The following is a 17560-nucleotide window of genomic DNA, read 5'->3' as shown; positions in this document are numbered from 1 at the left end:
GCGCCCAGGACGTCTACCGGCTCCGCTTGCAGGTCTTGCCACTGAAGAGGAAAACACCATGTCCTGGCTCGAAAAACTCCTGCCCTCCAAGATCCAGCAAACCGACCCTACCGAGCGCCGCCAGGTGCCAGAAGGCCTGTGGATCAAGTGCCCGAGCTGCGAAACGGTGCTCTACAAGGCCGATCTGGAACACAACCAGAACGTGTGCCCCCACTGCAGCCACCACCACCGGATTGGCGCGCGCGCACGGCTGAATGCCTTTCTGGACGCTGAAGGCCGCTACGAAATCGGCCAGGAAGTGCTGCCCGTGGATGCCCTCAAGTTCAAGGACAGCCGCAAGTACCCAGAACGCCTAAAAGAAGCCCTGGAAAACACGGGCGAGACCGATGCCCTCATCGTCATCGGTGGCGCGGTCAAGAGCATCAACGTGGTTGCCGCCTGTTTTGAATTCGACTTCATGGGCGGCTCCATGGGATCGGTGGTCGGCGAGCGTTTTGTGCGCGGCGTGGAAACCGCCATCGAGCAGAAAGTGCCCTTCATCTGCTTTACCGCCACCGGCGGTGCGCGCATGCAGGAAGGCCTGCTGTCATTGATGCAGATGGCCAAGACCAATGCAGCGCTGACCCGCCTGGCCAAGAAGGGCCTGCCGTACATCAGCGTGCTGACCGACCCGACCATGGGCGGCGTGAGCGCCGGCTTTGCCTTTGTGGGCGACATCGTGATTGCCGAGCCCAAGGCCCTGATCGGCTTTGCCGGCCCGCGCGTGATCGAATCCACCGTGCGCGTGACACTGCCAGAAGGCTTCCAGCGCGCCGAGTTCCTGCAGACCAAGGGTGCCGTGGACTTCATCTGCGACCGCCGCGAGCTGCGCAACACCGTGGCCAGCAGCCTGGCCATGCTGCAGCGTTTGCCCGCTGACGCAGTGATGTAACGCAAGCAGGTGGTGGCATGCGCAAAACCTCTTGCAGAGGTGATGCGCCGCTTCAGCACCCCCAAATAGCTACACTATTGATAGCTATTAGCGATTGACAGATAAGCGCCAGACGTCAATTTGGTTGACATTTTCAGTGTCAGAAACCACTTGTTGTGCAACGCACGCAGCCAAGGAGGCTGGCGCTGCCCCCGCCAGGGACGGCAAGCAAGGGCCGCCCCGTAGCGAAGCCGTCATCCCCCTGGGGGGAAGGCGCCGAAGGCGACTCAGGGGGGCACCTCCAGCGGGGCTACCTCATGACACTGGCCTGCAAATGGCCCAGCACAATCATCGCCACCTGCAGCAAGACCAATGCCGCCAGCGGCGACAGGTCGATGCCGCCCACCAGCGGGATGACGCGGCGAAACGGCCGCAGGATGGGCTCGCACAGCCGGGCGATCACATCCGAGAGCGGGGACCGCGCCTGCACCCACGACATCACGGCATAGACGATCAACAAGCCAATCAGCCCCGACACTGCCACACGCGCCAGCCCAAACAATGCCAGCCACGGCAGCCAGGCCGACGCCGAGGCGGCGCCCAACAACAGGGTCAGCAAAAAGTATTGCGCCAGCTGCAGCAGCACGGCCGCTACGAGGCTCGACACATCCCAACGCCCCACCGGCGGGATCACACGGCGCAGCGGCATGATGAGCCAGTCCGTCAGTGCAAAAACCAGACCGCCGACAGGGTTGGAAAACGGTACCCGCTGCCATTGCATATACAGGCGCAGCAGGCACGCCCCCGTGAGCAGGCCACCAACAACGTCAAGCAGGAAAGAGGCGATCTGGTAGAGCATGGATGAGACAAAAATAAGGGGCCGCTGCGAAAGCAGGCTGCGCCATGGGATGATAGCGAGCCAAGGTATTCCCCCATTCATGACACAACCCCTCACCCTGTCATCCTTGCCCCTTTTCCCTCTGGGGTCCGTGCTGTTCCCGGGCGGCCTGCTGGCCCTGCGCGTGTTCGAAGTGCGCTACCTGGACATGGTGCGCAAATGCCACCAGGCGGGTGCGCCCTTTGGCGTTGTCGCCCTCACGCAGGGCCGCGAAGTGCGCCAGGCAGGCGCCCCCGAAGAGCAGTTCAATGATGTGGGCACCCTGGCCGTCATCGAGCAGATCGACACCCCGCAGCCTGGCCTGATCACCCTGCTGTGCCGTGGCAGCCAGCGCTTTCGCATCACCCAGCGCAGCCACCTGCCCCATGGCCTGTGGATTGCCGATGTGGGGCACATCGACCAGGATCTGACGGTGCCGATCCCCGAAGACCTGAGAAAGGCATCGACAGCGCTCGCCCAGGTGCTGCACACCCTGAAGCAGCGAGACCCCGACACTCCGACCGCGATTGTCCCCACGGCAGCCCAGCTGGACGACTGCGGATGGGTGGCCAACCGCTGGTGCGAGCTTTTGCCGGTGCCACTGGAACTCAAGCAGCGCCTGATGGAGCTGGACAACCCGCTGGTGCGGCTGGAACTGGTGGGCGATGTCCTTGAGCGGACCGGGATTGCGCCCACGCAATGAGCCGCCGAATCACTGCTGCCCCACCCTTCCCCCCCAGCCCATGCTGAACCGCATCCTGGGCTGGTCACGCGCAGCCAAACGCCTCGTGGTGGTGGCCATGGACATCTGCCTGGGCCTGATCGCCATGTGGCTCGCCTTCACACTGAGGCTGGAAACACCCCACTGGCCCTCAGGCATGCAGTGGCTCGCGTATGCATTGGCCCCCGCCCTCGCCTTTCCCATTTTTGCCAAGCTGGGGCTGTACCGCGCCATCTTCCGCTATACGGGGATCACCGCACTCATCACCACCGGCAAGGCCGTGGCCATCTATGGAACCCTTCTACTGGGCTGCCTGCTGGCGGCCCAATGGGAGGGCGTACCCCGCAGCGTCGGCATTCTGCAGCCCCTGCTGTTCATGCTGCTGGTGGGGGCCAGCCGCGCACTGGGGTGGCTGGCGCTGGCAGGGCGCAGCAGCCATGCGTCTTACCGCCTGCTGATCTACGGCGCCGGCAGCGCGGGCGCCCAGACGGCGGCGGGGCTGGGCAGCATGCACCAGTACTTGCTCCAGGGTTTTGTGGACGACGACGCCAGCAAGATCGGGCGCAGCATCAATGGCGTGCGCGTGCACGCCCCCCAGGCGCTGCCCGAGGTCGTGCGCCGCCTGGACATCACGGACGTGCTGCTGGCGCTGCCCAGCACCACCCGCGAGCGCCGGCGGCAGATCATCGAAAGCCTGCGTGAATTGCCCGTGCGGATACGCACGCTGCCCGGCCTGTCCGACCTGGCCAGCGGGCGGGTCACGGTCACGGACTTCCAGGACCTCGAAATCGAAGACCTGCTGGGCCGGGAGCCGGTGGCCCCGGACCCCGGACTGCTGGGGCGCAATCTGGCGGGCACCGTGGTCCTGGTTACCGGAGCGGGCGGCAGCATTGGCAGCGAGCTGTGCCGTCAGATCGTGCGCGAAGGGCCGCGCCAATTGCTGCTCGTGGACCACAGCGAATATGCGCTGTACTCCATCCACCATGAGTTGGCGGCGCTGGCAGACCAGGGCGAGCACGCATGTGCGCTGGTGCCACTGCTCGCCAGCGTCACCCACAGGGAGCGCATGACAGACATCTGCCGGCAATACCGGCCCACCTCCATCTACCATGCGGCGGCCTACAAGCACGTGCCCATGGTGGAGGCCAATGCGGGCGAAGGCATTTTGAACAACGTCTTTGGCACCCTGCACATGGTGCAGGTGGCGCTGGAGTGCGGCGCCAGCCATTTCGTGCTGATTTCCACCGACAAGGCCGTGCGCCCGACCAACATCATGGGCGCCACCAAGCGTGTGGCGGAAATGGTGTTGCAAGCCATTGCAGCGTCGCAGCGCCCTCCTTTCGCCCCCCTTGCCGAAAGCCCGCCCGCCTGGACCTGCTGCCCCACCCGCCTGTCCATGGTGCGCTTTGGCAATGTGCTGGGCTCCAGCGGCAGCGTGATACCGCTGTTTCGCAAGCAGATTGCAGCCGGTGGCCCCATTACGGTGACGCACCCGGATGTCACGCGCTATTTCATGACCATTGCCGAAGCCGCCCAGCTGGTACTGCAGGCAGGGGCGATGGCCGAGGGCGGCGACGTGTTCCTACTGGACATGGGCGAGCCACTGCAGATTCTGGACCTTGCAGAGCGCATGGTGGCCCTGTCGGGATTGACCGTGCGCGACGATCGGCACCCTGAAGGAGACATCGAAATCGTTTTCACAGGGCTGCGGCCGGGTGAAAAGCTTTTCGAAGAACTGCTGATTGGGGACAACCCCTTCCCCACAGACCACCCCCGCATCCTGCGAGCACGTGAAGAATATCGCCCGTGGGATGAACTGCAGGCCTTGCTCCAGGCGTTGCAGCAGGCGGCCTATGCGGGCGACCCCACCGCCATGACCGCCCTGTTGCGGCAGCTGGTGCCTGGCTACCACCCCGAAACGCAACCCGTGCTGCCATGAAGTCGGGACTTTTGCGGGCAACGCTGACCCTGCTCACGGGAAGCGTTGCAGCCCACGCCATCCCGCTGGTGCTGGGCCCGGCGCTCACACGCCTCTACAGCCCTGAAGCCTTCGGACAGTTTGCACTGCTGTGGGCGCTGGCCACCAACCTGGCGGTGGTGGGCTGCGCCCGTTATGAATTCGCACTGCCCCTGGAAAGCACCGAGCTGCGCGCCGCCCAGCTCATGGCGTTGTGCGCACGCATTTTGCTCGCTGTGACCGCTGCATCCGCCGCAGCCGGGGCCGTGCTCCTGCTGTGGCAAGGCATGCCGATGGCCTGGGCGCTGCCATTGGCGGTGTTCGCAGGCGGCGCTGTGCAATGGCTCACGCTGTGGGCGACACGGTCGCAGCGCTTTGGACTGCTGTCGGCGGCCAGGCTGCTGCAGCAAGGTGGCGGCGCCATCCTGCAACTGCTGTTCGGATTCCTGAAAGCTGGGCCGCTGGGCCTGGTGCTGGGAGCCACGGTGGCCAGCCTGGGCGCCGCATGGGTGTTGGCTAGGCCTGCACCGGTGGGAGGCTGGATGGGTTTGTGGCGCCAGCCGTTTTCCGTGCTCCGGTCCATGGCCCACCAGCACCGGGACTTTCCGTTGCTCAACACACCCCACGCTTTCATGGGGGCGCTGCAGGACACCCTGACCCTGGTGCTGGTGGCGGCATGGACAGGGGATGCCGCAGCGGGATTCTGGGCGCTGGCGCTGCGCTACCTCAAGGCACCAGCAACCCTCGTCGGCGGTGCCCTGTCGCAAACCCTGTACCCTCGTCTCCTCCAGGCCGGTGGCCCTGACGAGGCGCGTAAGCTGGTGCGCCGGGCCATGCTGGGGCTCGCTGCCCTGGCGTGCCCGCTGGTGGTAGTCCTGCTCACATGGGGCCCGGACATCTTTACCCTGGCCTTTGGAGCCCAGTGGGCAGGAACTGGGGAGCTGGCCCGAGCCATCGCGCCGTACATCGCCGTGCATTTCATGGCATCGCCCCTTGCGGTGGTCACCATGGCCTGGGGTGCACAGGCCTGGGCGCTGCGCCTGGCATTGATTGGACAATGCCTGTTTTTTGCGGGCCTGCTGCTGGGTCTCCATCTGGGCGGGCTAACCGGCGCCGGATGGGGCGTGTCAGCGAGCATGCTGGCCTACTTTGCCTACTATTTCTGGGCGCTGGCAAACTGGAAGGATATTCCCCATGAGAGCCGTGCTTAACCGCTGGCGCCGCCGCCTCTGGCAAGCGCTGTTCTACCGCATGGTGTTCGGGGAAAGCGACCACCTGGACCGCAGCCTGCCCCACACCCGCATTGCCCCCAGCACCTGCATCGAGGGCGCGGAGGGGCTGCGGCTTTCCGACCACGTGTTCATTGGGCAATTCAACTTCATCGACGCCACAGCGGGCCTGCAGATTGGGCAAGGGGTTCAGATCACCAACTTTGTCAGCATCGTCACCCACAGCTCCCACCGTGCCATTCGCCTCCTGGGCAGCGACTACGCAGTCCACGAAGGCCCCAAGCCTGGCTACATCAGCGCCCCTGTGGAGATCGGCGCCTACACGTTCATCGGCCCCCACAGCCTGATCGAAGCGGGTACACGCATCGGCAAGGGGGTGGTGGTGTGTGCCTATGCGCAGGTGCGCGGTGAGGTGCCCGACTTCGCCATCGTGGCGGGGGCCCCCGCACGCCAGATCGGCGACGTGCGCGAACAGGACGAGCGCCTGCTGTTGCAGCATCCAGAACTGCGCCCCCACTATGAATCCTGGACACGGGCAAGCTGACATGGCCACACACCTGTGCCTGCTGGGCGATGCCACCAGCCCCCATGTCCAGCGATGGGCACGGGAGATGCTCCAGCGCGGCTACCGCGTTTCGCTGATCTCAGCCCGACCCGCGTCCATCGATGGCGTCACCGTGCGGGCCATCCGGCCTGTGCACCGCTCGCTCGACTGGCTGTTCCGTGTCCGGGAAACCAGGCGCCACGTGGCCGAACTGGCCCCGGACCTCCTCCACGCCCACTACATCACTTCCTATGGCTATCTGGCCGCACGGGGCGGCAAATATCCGCTGGTGATGACTGCATGGGGCAGCGACCTGCTGGTCACCCCCGGCAAAAGCGCGTGGATGCGCTGGCTGACTGGCTGGATACTGCGCCGGGCCGACCTCATCACTGGCGACTCTGCCAGCCTCATGAGCGCCGTGGCGGATTTCCGCCCGCAATGCCCTGCCGAGGAAATTCACTGGGGTGTGGAACTGCAGCGCTTTCGACCCGCTCCCTGGAAGCTCAAGCGAGGCAGCCAACTGGTGAGCCTGCGCGCCTGGGAACCCAACTACAACATCGACACCATCATCGAGGCGTTCGCCCTTCTGCAGGCGCGGTTGCCTGCGGCCGACCTGCGCTTGCACCTGCTCGGAGGAGGCAGCATGGAAAGCGCCCTGCGCAGTCAGGTGCACAAGGCGCAGCTGGAAAACAAGGTGCAGTTCCACGGCCGACTCGATGACGCCGGCATGGCCCGGGTACTGGGCGAAAGCAAGATATCTGTGTCGGTGCCCAGCAGCGATGCAACATCGGTCGCCTTGCTGGAGAGCATGGCGTGTGGCCTCGCGGTGGTGGCTAGCGACCTGCAGGCCAACCGGCACTGGATCGACCCGCAGTGGCTGGTTGCAGCCGGAGACGCCGCAGTGCTCGCCGCCCGGCTGGAAGCTCTCATCGGCAACGACGCCCTGGCGGAACAAGCCGGCCTGCAAAATGCCGCCCGCATCGCCCGGGACGGAGACCGCGCGGTACAAATGAACCGCATGCACGCGCTGTACCAGCAACTGCTCCGCACACCTTGAAACCCATGCCCCAAGGCCTTGAATTGGACAACCTGATCAGCGTGATCGTGCCGTGCCGCAACGAGCGCCAGCACATCGACGCTTTCTGCAACTCCGCCCTGCGCCAAGAACTGCCCGCAGGCTGGCGCATGGAAGTGCTGATTGCAGACGGTGAAAGCGATGACGGCACGCGCGAGCATCTCCTGCAGCGCTGTGCTGCAGACCACCGGCTCGTCCTGGTGGACAACCCCGGCCGCATTGTCTCCACCGGACTCAACGCCTGCATTGCCCGCGCGCGGGGCGGCACCATTGCCCGCATGGACGTGCACAGCCAGTTTGCCCCCGACTACCTTGCGCAGTGCATCCAGGCGCTCGAACGCACCAGCGCCGACAACGTGGGTGGCCCCTGGGTCGCCCAAGGAACCGGCCCCACCGGGGCCGCCATCGCCGCCGCCTTCCAGTGCCGCTGGGTGGTGGGCGGCGCGCGGTCGCGCGATATGCAATACGAAGGCGAGGTGGATACCGTCTACCTGGGATGCTGGCCCCGCAGCGTGTTTGACCGGTTCGGGCTGTTTGACGAAGCCTTGGTGCGCAATCAGGACGACGAGCACAACCTGCGCATGCGCCTGGGGGGTGCTCGCATCTGGCAGAGCCGGCGCATCCATTCCACCTACCACCCGCGCAATTCGCTCCGGCACCTGTTCGCGCAACAGCGGCAATACGGTTACTGGCGGCCTTTTGTGATGCGCAAACACGGGCAACCAGGCTCCGTGCGGCAGCTGGTACCTGCAGCTTTTGTGGCTGCCGCAGTGGCCAGCGCCGCCGTCTTGCCCTGGTCTGCCTGGCCGCTGGCCGCACTGGGCATCGCCTATACGGGGTATCTTCTGGCGGCATCGGTGGCGGCAGCCCGATCGGCCCGCAACCGGGGGCTGCTGCCCCGCCTCCCGGCGACGATTGCAGCGTTTCACGTGGGCTACGGCCTGGGCACCTGGCGCGGGCTGTGGGACATTGCACGCTCGCGCGCACCTTCGTCCGACTTTGCACGCATCACGCGATGACCGACAACGAACCCCAGGCCGTCAAGGCCCGCTACGCGAGGCGCGATGCTGCGGTCGACGAGGCCCGCTACAGCCTGTATGCCAATGCGGCGGCGCTGCAGGCGCAGCAAGAGCGCCTGCGTGCCATGGCACGGATCTGGCAGGCCCACGGCTGGAGCAGCCTGGCCCACCGGCCGATGCTGGAAGTTGGTTGTGGAAGCGCGGGCAATCTGCACGACCTGGTGCGGCTGGGCGCCACGCCCGCTTGCCTGACGGGCCTGGAGCTTCTTCCCGAACGTGCCGCCGCAGCGCGCGCCTCGCTGCCAGCAGGTGTGCCTATTGTCGAAGGTGATGCCGCCTTGGCCCCGGTGCAACCGGCCAGCCAGGATGCCGTGCTGGCGTTCACGCTCTTCAGCTCCTTGCTCGACGAAGACTACCGCCGCCATCTGGCCCACGTGATCTGGCAATGGGTTGCGCCCGGCGGCGGCGTACTGGTCTACGATTTTGTCGTCAACAATCCTGCCAACAGCGATGTGCAGGGCATTCCACTGCGCGAACTGAGCATCCTGTTTCCAGAGGCACAGATACACTCCCGCCGCGTTACTTTGGCACCTCCGCTGGCGCGGCGCCTGCCCGCGCCAGCGATTGCGCCAGCGTCCGCACTGCTGTGGTTTTTGCGCACCCACCGCCTGACCTGGGCCGTGAAGCCGCACTGAGCGCGGCCTCGCTCTGGCCCTTTTAGCACGCACCACAATACCCATGAACTCCGCCACCGACCTGCCTTTTCTCCCGTTCGCCCGCCCCGACATCGGGCCGGCAGAAATCGATGCTGTCAGCGCGGCCATGCGCTCGGGGTGGGTCACGACCGGGCCCAAGACCAAGGAGTTCGAGCAGGCATTCACCGCCTTCCTGGGCGGCGGTGGTCTGCAGAGCATCGCCGTCAACTCTGCCACGGCGGGCCTGCACCTTGCGCTGGAAGCACTCGGCATTGGTCCCGGCGACGAAGTGATCGCGCCCACACTGACCTTCACCGCCACCGTGGAAGTGGTGCGCTACCTGGGCGCCGACCCGGTGCTGGTGGATGTGGACCCGGTGACCCTCAATATCGACCCGGCCAAGGTACGCGCGGCCATCACGCCCCGCACAAAAGCCATCATGCCCGTGCACTACGGGGGCCTGGCCTGCGACATGGACGCCATCCTGGCCATCGCCAAGGAACACCAGCTCAAGGTGGTGGAAGACGCAGCCCATGCCTTGCCCACCACCTGGCGCGGCACCCTGGTGGGGCAACTGCAGTCCGATGTCACGGTGTTCAGCTTCTACGCCAACAAGACCATCACCACCGGAGAAGGCGGCATGGCCGTCACGCACGACCCGGCGCTTGCGCAGCGCATGCGCACCATGCGGCTGCACGGCATGAGCCGCGATGCATTTGACCGCTTCACCTCCAAAACGCCGGCCTGGTACTACGAGGTGGTGGCACCCGGTTTCAAATACAACATGACGGACGTTGCCGCCGCCATGGGGGTGGAGCAACTGGCACGGCTGCCGCAGTTCGTGCAGCGGCGCCAAGACCTGGCAACCCGCTACCGCGAACAGCTGGCGCCCCTCCCCCTGACCTTGCCAGCCACTGCGCCACCAGGCGACACCCATGCGTGGCACCTCTATGTGATCCGGCTGCGGGCGGACGCGCCGCTGGGGCGTGACGAGGTCATCCAGGCGCTGTCGGACCGGGGCATTGGCACCAGCGTGCACTATGTGCCGCTGCACCGGCACCCGTACTGGCGCGACCGGTACCAATTGACACCGGCCATGTTCCCTCAGGCCGACGCAGCCTACCAAGCCATGATCAGCATCCCCTTGTTCACCGCCATGAGTGACAGCGACCAGGAGCGCGTGATTGCTGCGCTGCACGAGGTGCTGGGCTGACATGCCCAAGCGGCTGTTCGACCTGTGTTTTGCCGCCCTCGGGCTGCTGCTGCTCGCGCCCGTGCTGCTGGCCGTGGCACTGTGGGTGGTGTGGGATTCTCCGGGCCCAGCACTCTTTCGCCAACAGCGTGTGGGCCGCGCAGGCAGGTTGTTCCGCATCTACAAGTTCCGCACCATGCACCCGCGCGCCGAAGCCTCGGGCCCGGCGATTACCGTAGGAGCCGATGCCCGCATTACCCGGGCGGGCCACTGGCTGCGGCGCACCAAGGTCGATGAGCTGCCGCAGCTTTTCAACGTGCTGCTGGGCCATATGAGCCTTGTCGGCCCCAGGCCTGAGGTGCCGCACTATGTCGCGCTCTACCCAGATTCCGTGCGGGAACTGGTGCTCAGCGTGCGGCCCGGCATCACAGACCGCGCCTCCATCGAATTCCGCGACGAAAGCACCTTGTTGGGCCAAAGCAGCGATCCAGAGCGCACTTATGTGGAACAGATCCTGCCCATCAAGCTCCGCTACGCCGCCGAGTACGCCCGCTCGCACACGCTTTGGAGCGATCTGAAGATCCTCGCAGGGACAGCATCCGCGCTGTGGAGCGACCGCCCGTCCAAGGGCTAAGAACCTGTCAGTAACACATAGCCGATAAAATGAGGGGTTTGGCTGAACCCAGCCCCCAAATTTCACGCCCCCGCACCGACGGCACCTATGTCAGACCAAAACCACGCCCCCGCTCCCCAGGACGAAAACCAGCTCATCGCCGAGCGCCGTGAAAAGCTCCGCGCTCTGCGCGAAGCCCAGGCCAACGGCGGTGGCGTTGCCTTCCCCAACAACTTCAAGCCAGGCCACAAGGCTGCCCAGTTGCACCTGGAACACAGCGCTGCCACGAACGAGTCCCTGGAGGCCTCGCCGGTGAATGTCTCGGTGGCCGGCCGCATGATGCTCAAGCGCGTCATGGGCAAGGCCAGTTTTGCCACGGTGCAGGACGGGTCGCTGGGCGAAGTGGGCGGGCGCATCCAGCTTTATGTGACCCGCGATGCCGTGGGCGAAGACCTGTACGCCGCCTTCAAGCACTGGGACCTGGGCGACATCGTGGGCGCCGAAGGTACGCTGATGAAGACCAAGACCGGCGAACTGTCGGTCAAGGTGACCGGCCTGCGCCTCTTGACCAAGAGTCTGCGCCCCCTGCCCGACAAGTTCCACGGCATGGCCGACCAGGAGCAGAAATACCGCCAGCGCTATGTGGACCTGATCACCGACGAGCAGGCCCGCAAGCGCTTCATGGCGCGCAGCAAGGCTGTGAGCGGGCTGCGCGAGTTCATGGTGAGCCACGGCTTCCTCGAAGTCGAGACGCCCATGCTGCACCCGATTCCGGGTGGCGCCAACGCCAAGCCGTTTGTCACGCACCACAACGCGCTGGAGCAGGAGATGTACCTGCGCATCGCCCCCGAGCTGTACCTGAAGCGCCTGATCGTGGGCGGTTTCGAGCGGGTGTTCGAGATCAACCGCAGCTACCGCAACGAAGGTATCTCGGTGCGCCACAACCCCGAGTTCACCATGATGGAGTTCTACGCGGCGTACTGGAACTACCTGGACCTGATGGACTTCACCGAGACCTTGATCCGTGAAGTCGCACTGAAGGCCACAGGCTCGCTGCAGATGACCTACCAGGGCCGTGCGGTGGACCTGACGCAGCCGTTTGCCCGCCTGACCATCCGTGAAGCCATCTTCCAGTACACCGAGGCCGGCGCCCATGTGGACGACGCCGCCTGGCTCATCAGCGCCCTGAAGAAGCTGGGCCTGAACGAAGAAAAGAACAAGCTGTCCACGCGGTCGCTGGCCAGCCTGCAGGTGCTGTACTTTGAAGAAACGGTGGAAGACAAGCTCTGGATGCCCACCTTCATCATGGAGCACCCCACCGAGATCTCGCCCCTGGCCCGCGCCAACGACACCCGCCCCGAGGTGACGGAGCGTTTTGAGCTGTACATCACCGGCCGCGAGTTCGGCAATGGCTTCAGCGAGTTGAACGACGCCGAAGACCAGGCCGCGCGCTTTCACGCCCAGGTGGCCGCCAAAGACAGCGGCGACGACGAAGCCATGTTCTACGACCATGATTTTGTGCGCGCACTGGAATACGGCATGCCGCCCACGGGGGGTTGCGGCATCGGCATTGACCGCCTGATGATGCTGCTGACCGACAGCCCCAGCATTCGCGACGTGATCCTGTTCCCGGCGCTGCGCCGCGAGTCCTGAATCGCACGCCCCGGATGCACTCGGGGTACCCCGGACCCGCCCTTTGACGGCCCCAAGGAGACACCCCGTGCCCTTCAGCTCCAGCAATGCCCCCTACCCGGCCAGCCAGCCCTTGCCCTCGGGCAATGCTTTTTCGGTGCTGGTGGTGGAAGACCAGGGTTCCGTCCGCGCTGCGCTGGTGGCCGAGCTGCGGCGGGCGGGCGTGTCGGACATCTTTGAGGCACCCGAGGGCAACGCCGCCCTGCAGCTGTTCAAAACCCACCGTCCAGATCTGGTACTGCTGGACATCCGGCTGCCCGGCCAGGACGGCTACTGGGTGGCCCAGCAGATGCGCGCCAGCGAAGCCGGGGACTGGACGCCCATCATCTTTCTGTCGGGCCTGGACAACGAACTCGACGTGTGGCGTGGCATTGAGGTAGGGGGCGACGACTACCTCGTCAAACCCGTCAAGCCCATTGTGCTGATGGCCAAGCTGCGCGCCATGCGCCGGCTGCTGGACATGCGCCGCAGGCTCGTCTCTGTGTCGGCCGAGTTGCATCTGGCCAACCAGCGACTCAACGAAATGGTGGAAATCGATGCGCTCACGGGCCTGGTCAACCGCCGGGGGTTTGACCGCATCCTGCACAACGAGATCCTGGCCGCACGCCGCGAAGCGACGCCGCTCACGCTGATGCTGTGCGATCTGGACCACTTCAAGCTCTTCAACGACGCCAGCGGGCATGTGCAAGGCGATGCCTGCCTGAAGGAAGTAGGCCGCCTGCTGCGCGAGGTGTGTGTGCGCCCGCGTGACATCGCCTCGCGCTACGGCGGCGAGGAATTCGCCCTCATCCTGCCCAACACGCCACGCTCGGGCGCCATGACCTTCGCGCGCGCCCTGGGGCAGCTGCTGAAGGTGCGCGCCATTCCGCATGCGGATTCGCCACTGGGCGACACGCTGACGCTGTCAGGCGGCATTACCACCTGTGTGCCCGACGACAGTACCAACGCCGAAAGCATGATCATGCGGGCCGACCAGGCCCTGTATGCCGCCAAGGCGCAGGGCCGCAACCGCTTTTTCAGTTTTGAAATGCAGATGGATACCGTGGAGCAATTGCGCAATTGAGTTTCTTTTCCGCCTTCTCGTTTGACGCCACCGAGCGCAACGCCCGCACCGCCGTTTCGCGCATGCAGGTTCTGAAAACCCGCCTTCCAGACTGGGTGCAGGACTGGCTCGAAGTCATCATCCCCGGCACGCAGATCCTGCTGATCCTCTTTGTCGCCTGGCTGCTGCAACGGGTGCTGCGCCGCATCGTGCGCCGTGCCAGCGCGCACTACCAGGTGCCCGACGAGCTGGTGGTGCCCATGAACGGGCTGATCCGCTGGTTCATCGTGGCCAGCGCCCTGCTGCTGGTGCTGGAGCGCATGGGGGTTTCGGCCACCGTGCTCTGGACCGCGTTCACCGGGTTTGCCACTGTGGGGGCCGTGGCCTTCTTCGCGGCGTGGAGCGTGCTCTCCAACCTGTTTTGTGCGCTGCTGATCTTTACCGTGCGGCCTTTCCGGATTGGTGACTACATCGAGGTGCTGGACACCGCCGAAAAACCCGGCGCCAAGGGGCGCGTGGTGGACATCAACCTGCTCTACACCACGCTGGAGGACCATGGCGCAGCGACGGGCCAGGTGGCCTGGCTGCAGATTCCGAATGCGCTGGTGTTTCAGCGCGTGGTGCGCAGATTTCAGGGGGTGCCCCCCCCCCCTGCGCCCCCCGCCCATGCCAGCGTTGCGGATGCCACAGAGAGTGCACCGGCAGCCCCGCCGCCGGTCACGCCAGGACCCTTCAACACGCCATAGTGAGAAAAGTCGGGAGAGCCGCACTGGGTGGCCTTGCACGAGGCCACGCGCTCTCGGCGGTTCAGGGCAGCAGGTCCAGCGCCTGCAAGTAGGCGGGTTGGTACATCAGGTCGTCCCAGGCCTGCGGCAGGGTTTCCGGCAGCAGCGCCAGGCGGCGGGACTCGCTGTCCACACTCGGCTGCCAGCGGCCCTGCTTCTGGGCCTTTTCCAGGCCATCGATGAGTTCATCCACGGCCTTGCCATCACCCACGCTCTGGTTGCACAGCAGTACCAGGTCACAACCTGCCTCCAGCGCCGCCACGGCCGCGTCGGTGTAGCTGACCACCTGGCCGTCCAGGCGCCGTGCACCTTCCATGCTGAGGTCGTCACTGAAGATCGCGCCATCAAAACGCATCTGGCGGCGCAGGATGTCCTGCAGCCAGCGCTGCGAGAAGCCTGCGGGGCGGCTGTCGACCTTGGGGTAGATCACATGGGCCGGCATCACGCTGGTGAGCGTGCTGCTGAGCCAGGGGTACGGCGCGGCATCGTCGGCCAGGATGGCCTTGAGGCTGCGCTTGTCCACCGGCACCTCGGTGTGCGAGTCGGCCTTGACGAAGCCGTGGCCGGGAAAGTGTTTGCCGCAGTTGGCCATGCCGGCCTGCAGCAGACCATGCATGAGGCTCTTGGCGAGCAGCGCCACCACACGCGGGTCGCGGTGAAAGGCGCGGTCGCCGATCACACCGCTTTCACCCCAGTCCAGGTCCAACACAGGCGTGAAGCTGAAATCCACGCCACAGGCGCGCAGCTCGGCCCCGAGCACGTAGCCCGCGGCCGTGGCTGCGTTGGTGGCACGCAGCGCGCCGCTGCCGGGCACGGCCTTGGCACCTTTGCCGTCATCCATCCACATCTCGCCCAGCGCGCGCATGGGTGGCAGGTGCGTGAAGCCATCGGTACGAAAGCGCTGCACGCGCCCGCCTTCATGGTCCACGCAGATCAGCAGGTCGTCACGCACGGCCTTGATGCTGCTGGTGAGCTGCAGCAGCTGTGCGCGGTTTTCCCAGTTGCGGGCAAACAGGATCACGCCGCCGGTCAGCGGGTGGGCCAGGCGGCGGCGGTCGGCAGCGGTCAGTTCAAGGCCTGCCACGTCGAGAATGAGGGGGGCGTGTTCGGTCATGGTGTGTTGGCTCAAACTCAAAAATGCTATTCAAACAATAGCTACCAGCGCTTATCTATCAAGCGCCAGAGCCTATTTTTATTCAGATTCCTCTACCACACAGAAGCTGGCGGCGTAGTCGGTCTCGTCGGTCACGCTGAGGTGCACCTTAAGCCCTTTGGCATCGAACCATTCCTTGAGCGCCCCGTGCAACACGATGACCGGCTGGCCAGATGGCAGCTTGGCGACCTCGCAGTGGCGCCAGGTCATGGGCATGCGCATGCCCAGGCCAATGGCTTTGCTGAACGCTTCCTTGGCAGAGAACCGCGTGGCCAGGTAGCGCAGGCCCCGGTCGGGCCAGCGGCTGCTCCTCTCGCGCCAGGTGGCCAGTTCGCCGTCGGCCAGCACCTTCTGGGCAAAACGCTCGCCGTGGCGCTCCAGGCTGGCCGCGATGCGGCGCACGTCGCAGATGTCGGTGCCAATGCCGTAGATCATGTTTTATTGAATCAAATTGGCTGCTAGCGCTTACCTATCAAGCGCAAGCAGCTATCAAATCAGGGGTTATCTACCTGTGCCGCAAAACCCGACCGGATGCAGCCCAGGTAGGCCAACACCGTGGCGGCGTAGCCCAGTTCCAGCGTGTCGGCAATGAGGGCGTGACCAATCGAGACCTCGAGCACGCCGGGCACCTCGCGCACAAAGGCGGCAAGGTTGTCGCGGTTGAGGTCGTGGCCTGCGTTCACGCCCAGGCCTGCATCCAGCGCGGCCTGGGCGGCGGTGGCGTAGCGTTTTAGCTCAACCTCCTGCTGCTGCGTGCCCCAGGCGGCGGCATAGGGCTCGGTGTACAGCTCCACCCGGTCGGCGCCCACCGCCTTGGCGGCCGCCATCTGTTCGGGCACCGGGTCCATGAACAGGCTCACGCGCACGCCCAGTGCCTTGCACTCGGCGATCAGCGGCGCCAGGCGCTCGGCATCCTGCGGAAAGCTCCAGCCGTGGTCGCTGGTGAACTGGTCTTCACTGTCGGGCACAAAGGTGGCCTGGTGGGGACGCACCTGGCGGATGAAATCCATCAGGTTCTGCGACGGGTTGCCCTCGATGTTGTATTCGCGGTCGGGCCAGGCCTTCATCAGCGTTGCCAGCTCGAACACATCCTGGCTGCGGATGTGCCGCTCGTCGGGCCGGGGGTGCACGGTGATGCCCTGCGCGCCGGCCTGCAGGCACAGCTCGGCCGCGCGGGTAACGCTGGGAATGCCCAGATGGCGCGTGTTGCGCAACAAGGCGACCTTGTTGACATTGACCGAGAGGGCCGTGGCGTGGGAGGCTTGGGATGTGCGTGAGGTCGGGTTCATAGGGCCTGCAGATCGATCATGAGCTGGCGGGTGCGCAGCGTCGGGCTGCCGCAATGGTATTGCAGCACGGCGCGCAACTGGGGTTTGAGTTCGGTGGCCACGGGTGCGCAGGCCCGCAAGGTGGCGGTGTAGCTGGCGGTTTCGTCGTCCAGCGCATGCTGCAGGGCTTGCCACTGGCTGCCCAGCAAACACGCACGGTCGGAGGAAGATGCCGTGCGCAGCCCGCCCTCGGGCACCAGGGCATAACGGGTACCCGCATGGAGCGGCGCGAGGGTCATGGTCTGCACATCCAGGCTGGGCAGCAAGCCGATCTCGCGCAGCAGCAGGAGTTCGAAGCTGCGCAGCACAGGCTCCAACGCATCGCCGTGTTCGCTGGCCAGCACGCGCACCACACCGGCATAGGCGTCGAACAGGGCCGCGTGCGGATCGGCGCGCGCCAGCAGGCGCAGCAGTAGCTCGTTGAGGTACATGCCCGACAGCAGGGCATCGCCGGTGGGCATCACATGGCCGCCGACCCACTCCGCACCTTTGAGGGTGTGGATGTCCGCGCTGCCGTCGCCCGCCAGGCTGTAGGTGAGCAACAGTGGCTGCAGCGGCAACAACACGGGGCGGAAGTTGGAGGTAGGCTTCTTGGCGCCCTTGGCCACCAGCGCCACCCGGCCCTGGCGTCGGCAGAAGACTTCCAGGATCAGGCTGGACTCGCTCCAGTCGTAGCTGTGCAGCACGAAGGCGGGTTCATCAGAAATGCGCTTGGCAGCAGCCACAGT

Annotated in this window: 18 protein-coding genes; 13 read left to right on the top strand and 5 right to left on the bottom strand. The window is 65.4% G+C overall.

Annotation, left to right across the window (positions count from 1 at the left end):
- Positions 1–58 precede the first annotated feature (58 nt).
- A complete protein-coding gene (gene accD / locus IB243_RS07340; RefSeq protein ID WP_010463787.1) occupies positions 59–931 on the top strand; it encodes an acetyl-CoA carboxylase, carboxyltransferase subunit beta in 873 nt (290 codons plus the stop codon).
- A gap of 289 nt (positions 932–1220) precedes the next feature.
- On the opposite strand, the gene IB243_RS07335 is transcribed toward accD, so the two are convergent.
- Complete coding sequence (locus tag IB243_RS07335) at positions 1221–1769, bottom strand: YggT family protein (protein ID WP_192426020.1); 549 nt, start codon at positions 1767–1769, stop codon at positions 1221–1223.
- Positions 1770–1848: 79 nt separating this feature from the next.
- On the opposite strand from IB243_RS07335, the gene IB243_RS07330 reads away from it, so the two are divergent.
- The 12 genes from IB243_RS07330 (at position 1849) to IB243_RS07275 (ending at position 14312) form a co-directional block, all read left to right on the top strand.
- On the top strand, positions 1849–2490 hold the full coding sequence (locus tag IB243_RS07330) for an LON peptidase substrate-binding domain-containing protein (RefSeq protein ID WP_010463783.1): 642 nt from the start codon (positions 1849–1851) through the stop codon (positions 2488–2490).
- A gap of 40 nt (positions 2491–2530) precedes the next feature.
- Positions 2531–4447, top strand: coding sequence for a nucleoside-diphosphate sugar epimerase/dehydratase (locus tag IB243_RS07325; RefSeq protein WP_192426018.1), 1917 nt, complete (start codon positions 2531–2533; stop codon positions 4445–4447).
- On the top strand, positions 4444–5676 hold the full coding sequence (locus IB243_RS07320; RefSeq protein ID WP_192426016.1) for a lipopolysaccharide biosynthesis protein: 1233 nt from the start codon (positions 4444–4446) through the stop codon (positions 5674–5676). Before IB243_RS07325 ends, IB243_RS07320 begins: the two co-directional genes overlap by 4 nt.
- Complete coding sequence (locus IB243_RS07315; protein ID WP_192426014.1) at positions 5660–6238, top strand: acyltransferase; 579 nt, start codon at positions 5660–5662, stop codon at positions 6236–6238. The genes IB243_RS07320 and IB243_RS07315 overlap by 17 nt, the downstream gene beginning before the upstream one ends.
- 1 nt (position 6239) lies before the next feature.
- Positions 6240–7295: a glycosyltransferase gene (locus IB243_RS07310; RefSeq protein WP_192426354.1), complete on the top strand. Its 1056-nt coding sequence runs from the start codon at positions 6240–6242 to the stop codon at positions 7293–7295.
- 5 nt (positions 7296–7300) lie between these two features.
- Positions 7301–8332: a glycosyltransferase family 2 protein gene (locus tag IB243_RS07305; protein ID WP_192426012.1), complete on the top strand. Its 1032-nt coding sequence runs from the start codon at positions 7301–7303 to the stop codon at positions 8330–8332.
- Complete coding sequence (locus tag IB243_RS07300) at positions 8329–9027, top strand: class I SAM-dependent methyltransferase (RefSeq protein ID WP_192426010.1); 699 nt, start codon at positions 8329–8331, stop codon at positions 9025–9027. The genes IB243_RS07305 and IB243_RS07300 overlap by 4 nt, the downstream gene beginning before the upstream one ends.
- Positions 9028–9070: 43 nt before the next feature.
- Complete coding sequence (locus IB243_RS07295) at positions 9071–10240, top strand: DegT/DnrJ/EryC1/StrS aminotransferase family protein (RefSeq protein ID WP_225584790.1); 1170 nt, start codon at positions 9071–9073, stop codon at positions 10238–10240.
- 1 nt (position 10241) lies between these two features.
- Positions 10242–10853: a sugar transferase gene (locus IB243_RS07290; protein ID WP_192426008.1), complete on the top strand. Its 612-nt coding sequence runs from the start codon at positions 10242–10244 to the stop codon at positions 10851–10853.
- An 87-nt stretch (positions 10854–10940) separates the two neighbouring features.
- Positions 10941–12485, top strand: coding sequence for a lysine--tRNA ligase (gene lysS, locus IB243_RS07285; protein WP_192426006.1), 1545 nt, complete (start codon positions 10941–10943; stop codon positions 12483–12485).
- A 67-nt stretch (positions 12486–12552) separates the two neighbouring features.
- Positions 12553–13587 (top strand): diguanylate cyclase domain-containing protein, encoded by a 1035-nt coding sequence (locus tag IB243_RS07280; protein ID WP_010463761.1) that lies wholly within the window; start codon positions 12553–12555, stop codon positions 13585–13587.
- Positions 13588–13649: 62 nt separating this feature from the next.
- On the top strand, positions 13650–14312 hold the full coding sequence (locus tag IB243_RS07275) for a mechanosensitive ion channel family protein (RefSeq protein ID WP_029414066.1): 663 nt from the start codon (positions 13650–13652) through the stop codon (positions 14310–14312).
- A gap of 61 nt (positions 14313–14373) precedes the next feature.
- Here IB243_RS07275 and nagZ read toward each other — a convergent pair whose 3' ends face one another.
- From nagZ to recO, 4 genes are all read right to left on the bottom strand, one after another.
- On the bottom strand, positions 14374–15465 hold the full coding sequence (nagZ, locus tag IB243_RS07270) for a beta-N-acetylhexosaminidase (protein WP_192426005.1): 1092 nt from the start codon (positions 15463–15465) through the stop codon (positions 14374–14376).
- A 78-nt stretch (positions 15466–15543) separates the two neighbouring features.
- Entirely contained in the window at positions 15544–15939 is a 396-nt protein-coding gene (acpS, locus tag IB243_RS07265; RefSeq protein ID WP_192426003.1) for a holo-ACP synthase, read from the bottom strand.
- Positions 15940–15998: 59 nt separating this feature from the next.
- Entirely contained in the window at positions 15999–16793 is a 795-nt protein-coding gene (locus IB243_RS07260) for a pyridoxine 5'-phosphate synthase (RefSeq protein WP_192426001.1), read from the bottom strand.
- Positions 16790–17557, bottom strand: coding sequence for a DNA repair protein RecO (recO, locus tag IB243_RS07255; RefSeq protein WP_192425999.1), 768 nt, complete (start codon positions 17555–17557; stop codon positions 16790–16792). Before recO ends, IB243_RS07260 begins: the two co-directional genes overlap by 4 nt.
- Positions 17558–17560: the final 3 nt, after the last annotated feature.

The organism is Acidovorax sp. ACV01, from assembly GCF_014851495.1.
Classification (GTDB): domain Bacteria; phylum Pseudomonadota; class Gammaproteobacteria; order Burkholderiales; family Burkholderiaceae_C; genus Acidovorax; species Acidovorax radicis.
Note: the sequence above shows the minus strand (reverse complement) of the source record. Positions and strands in the feature narration are given on the sequence as shown.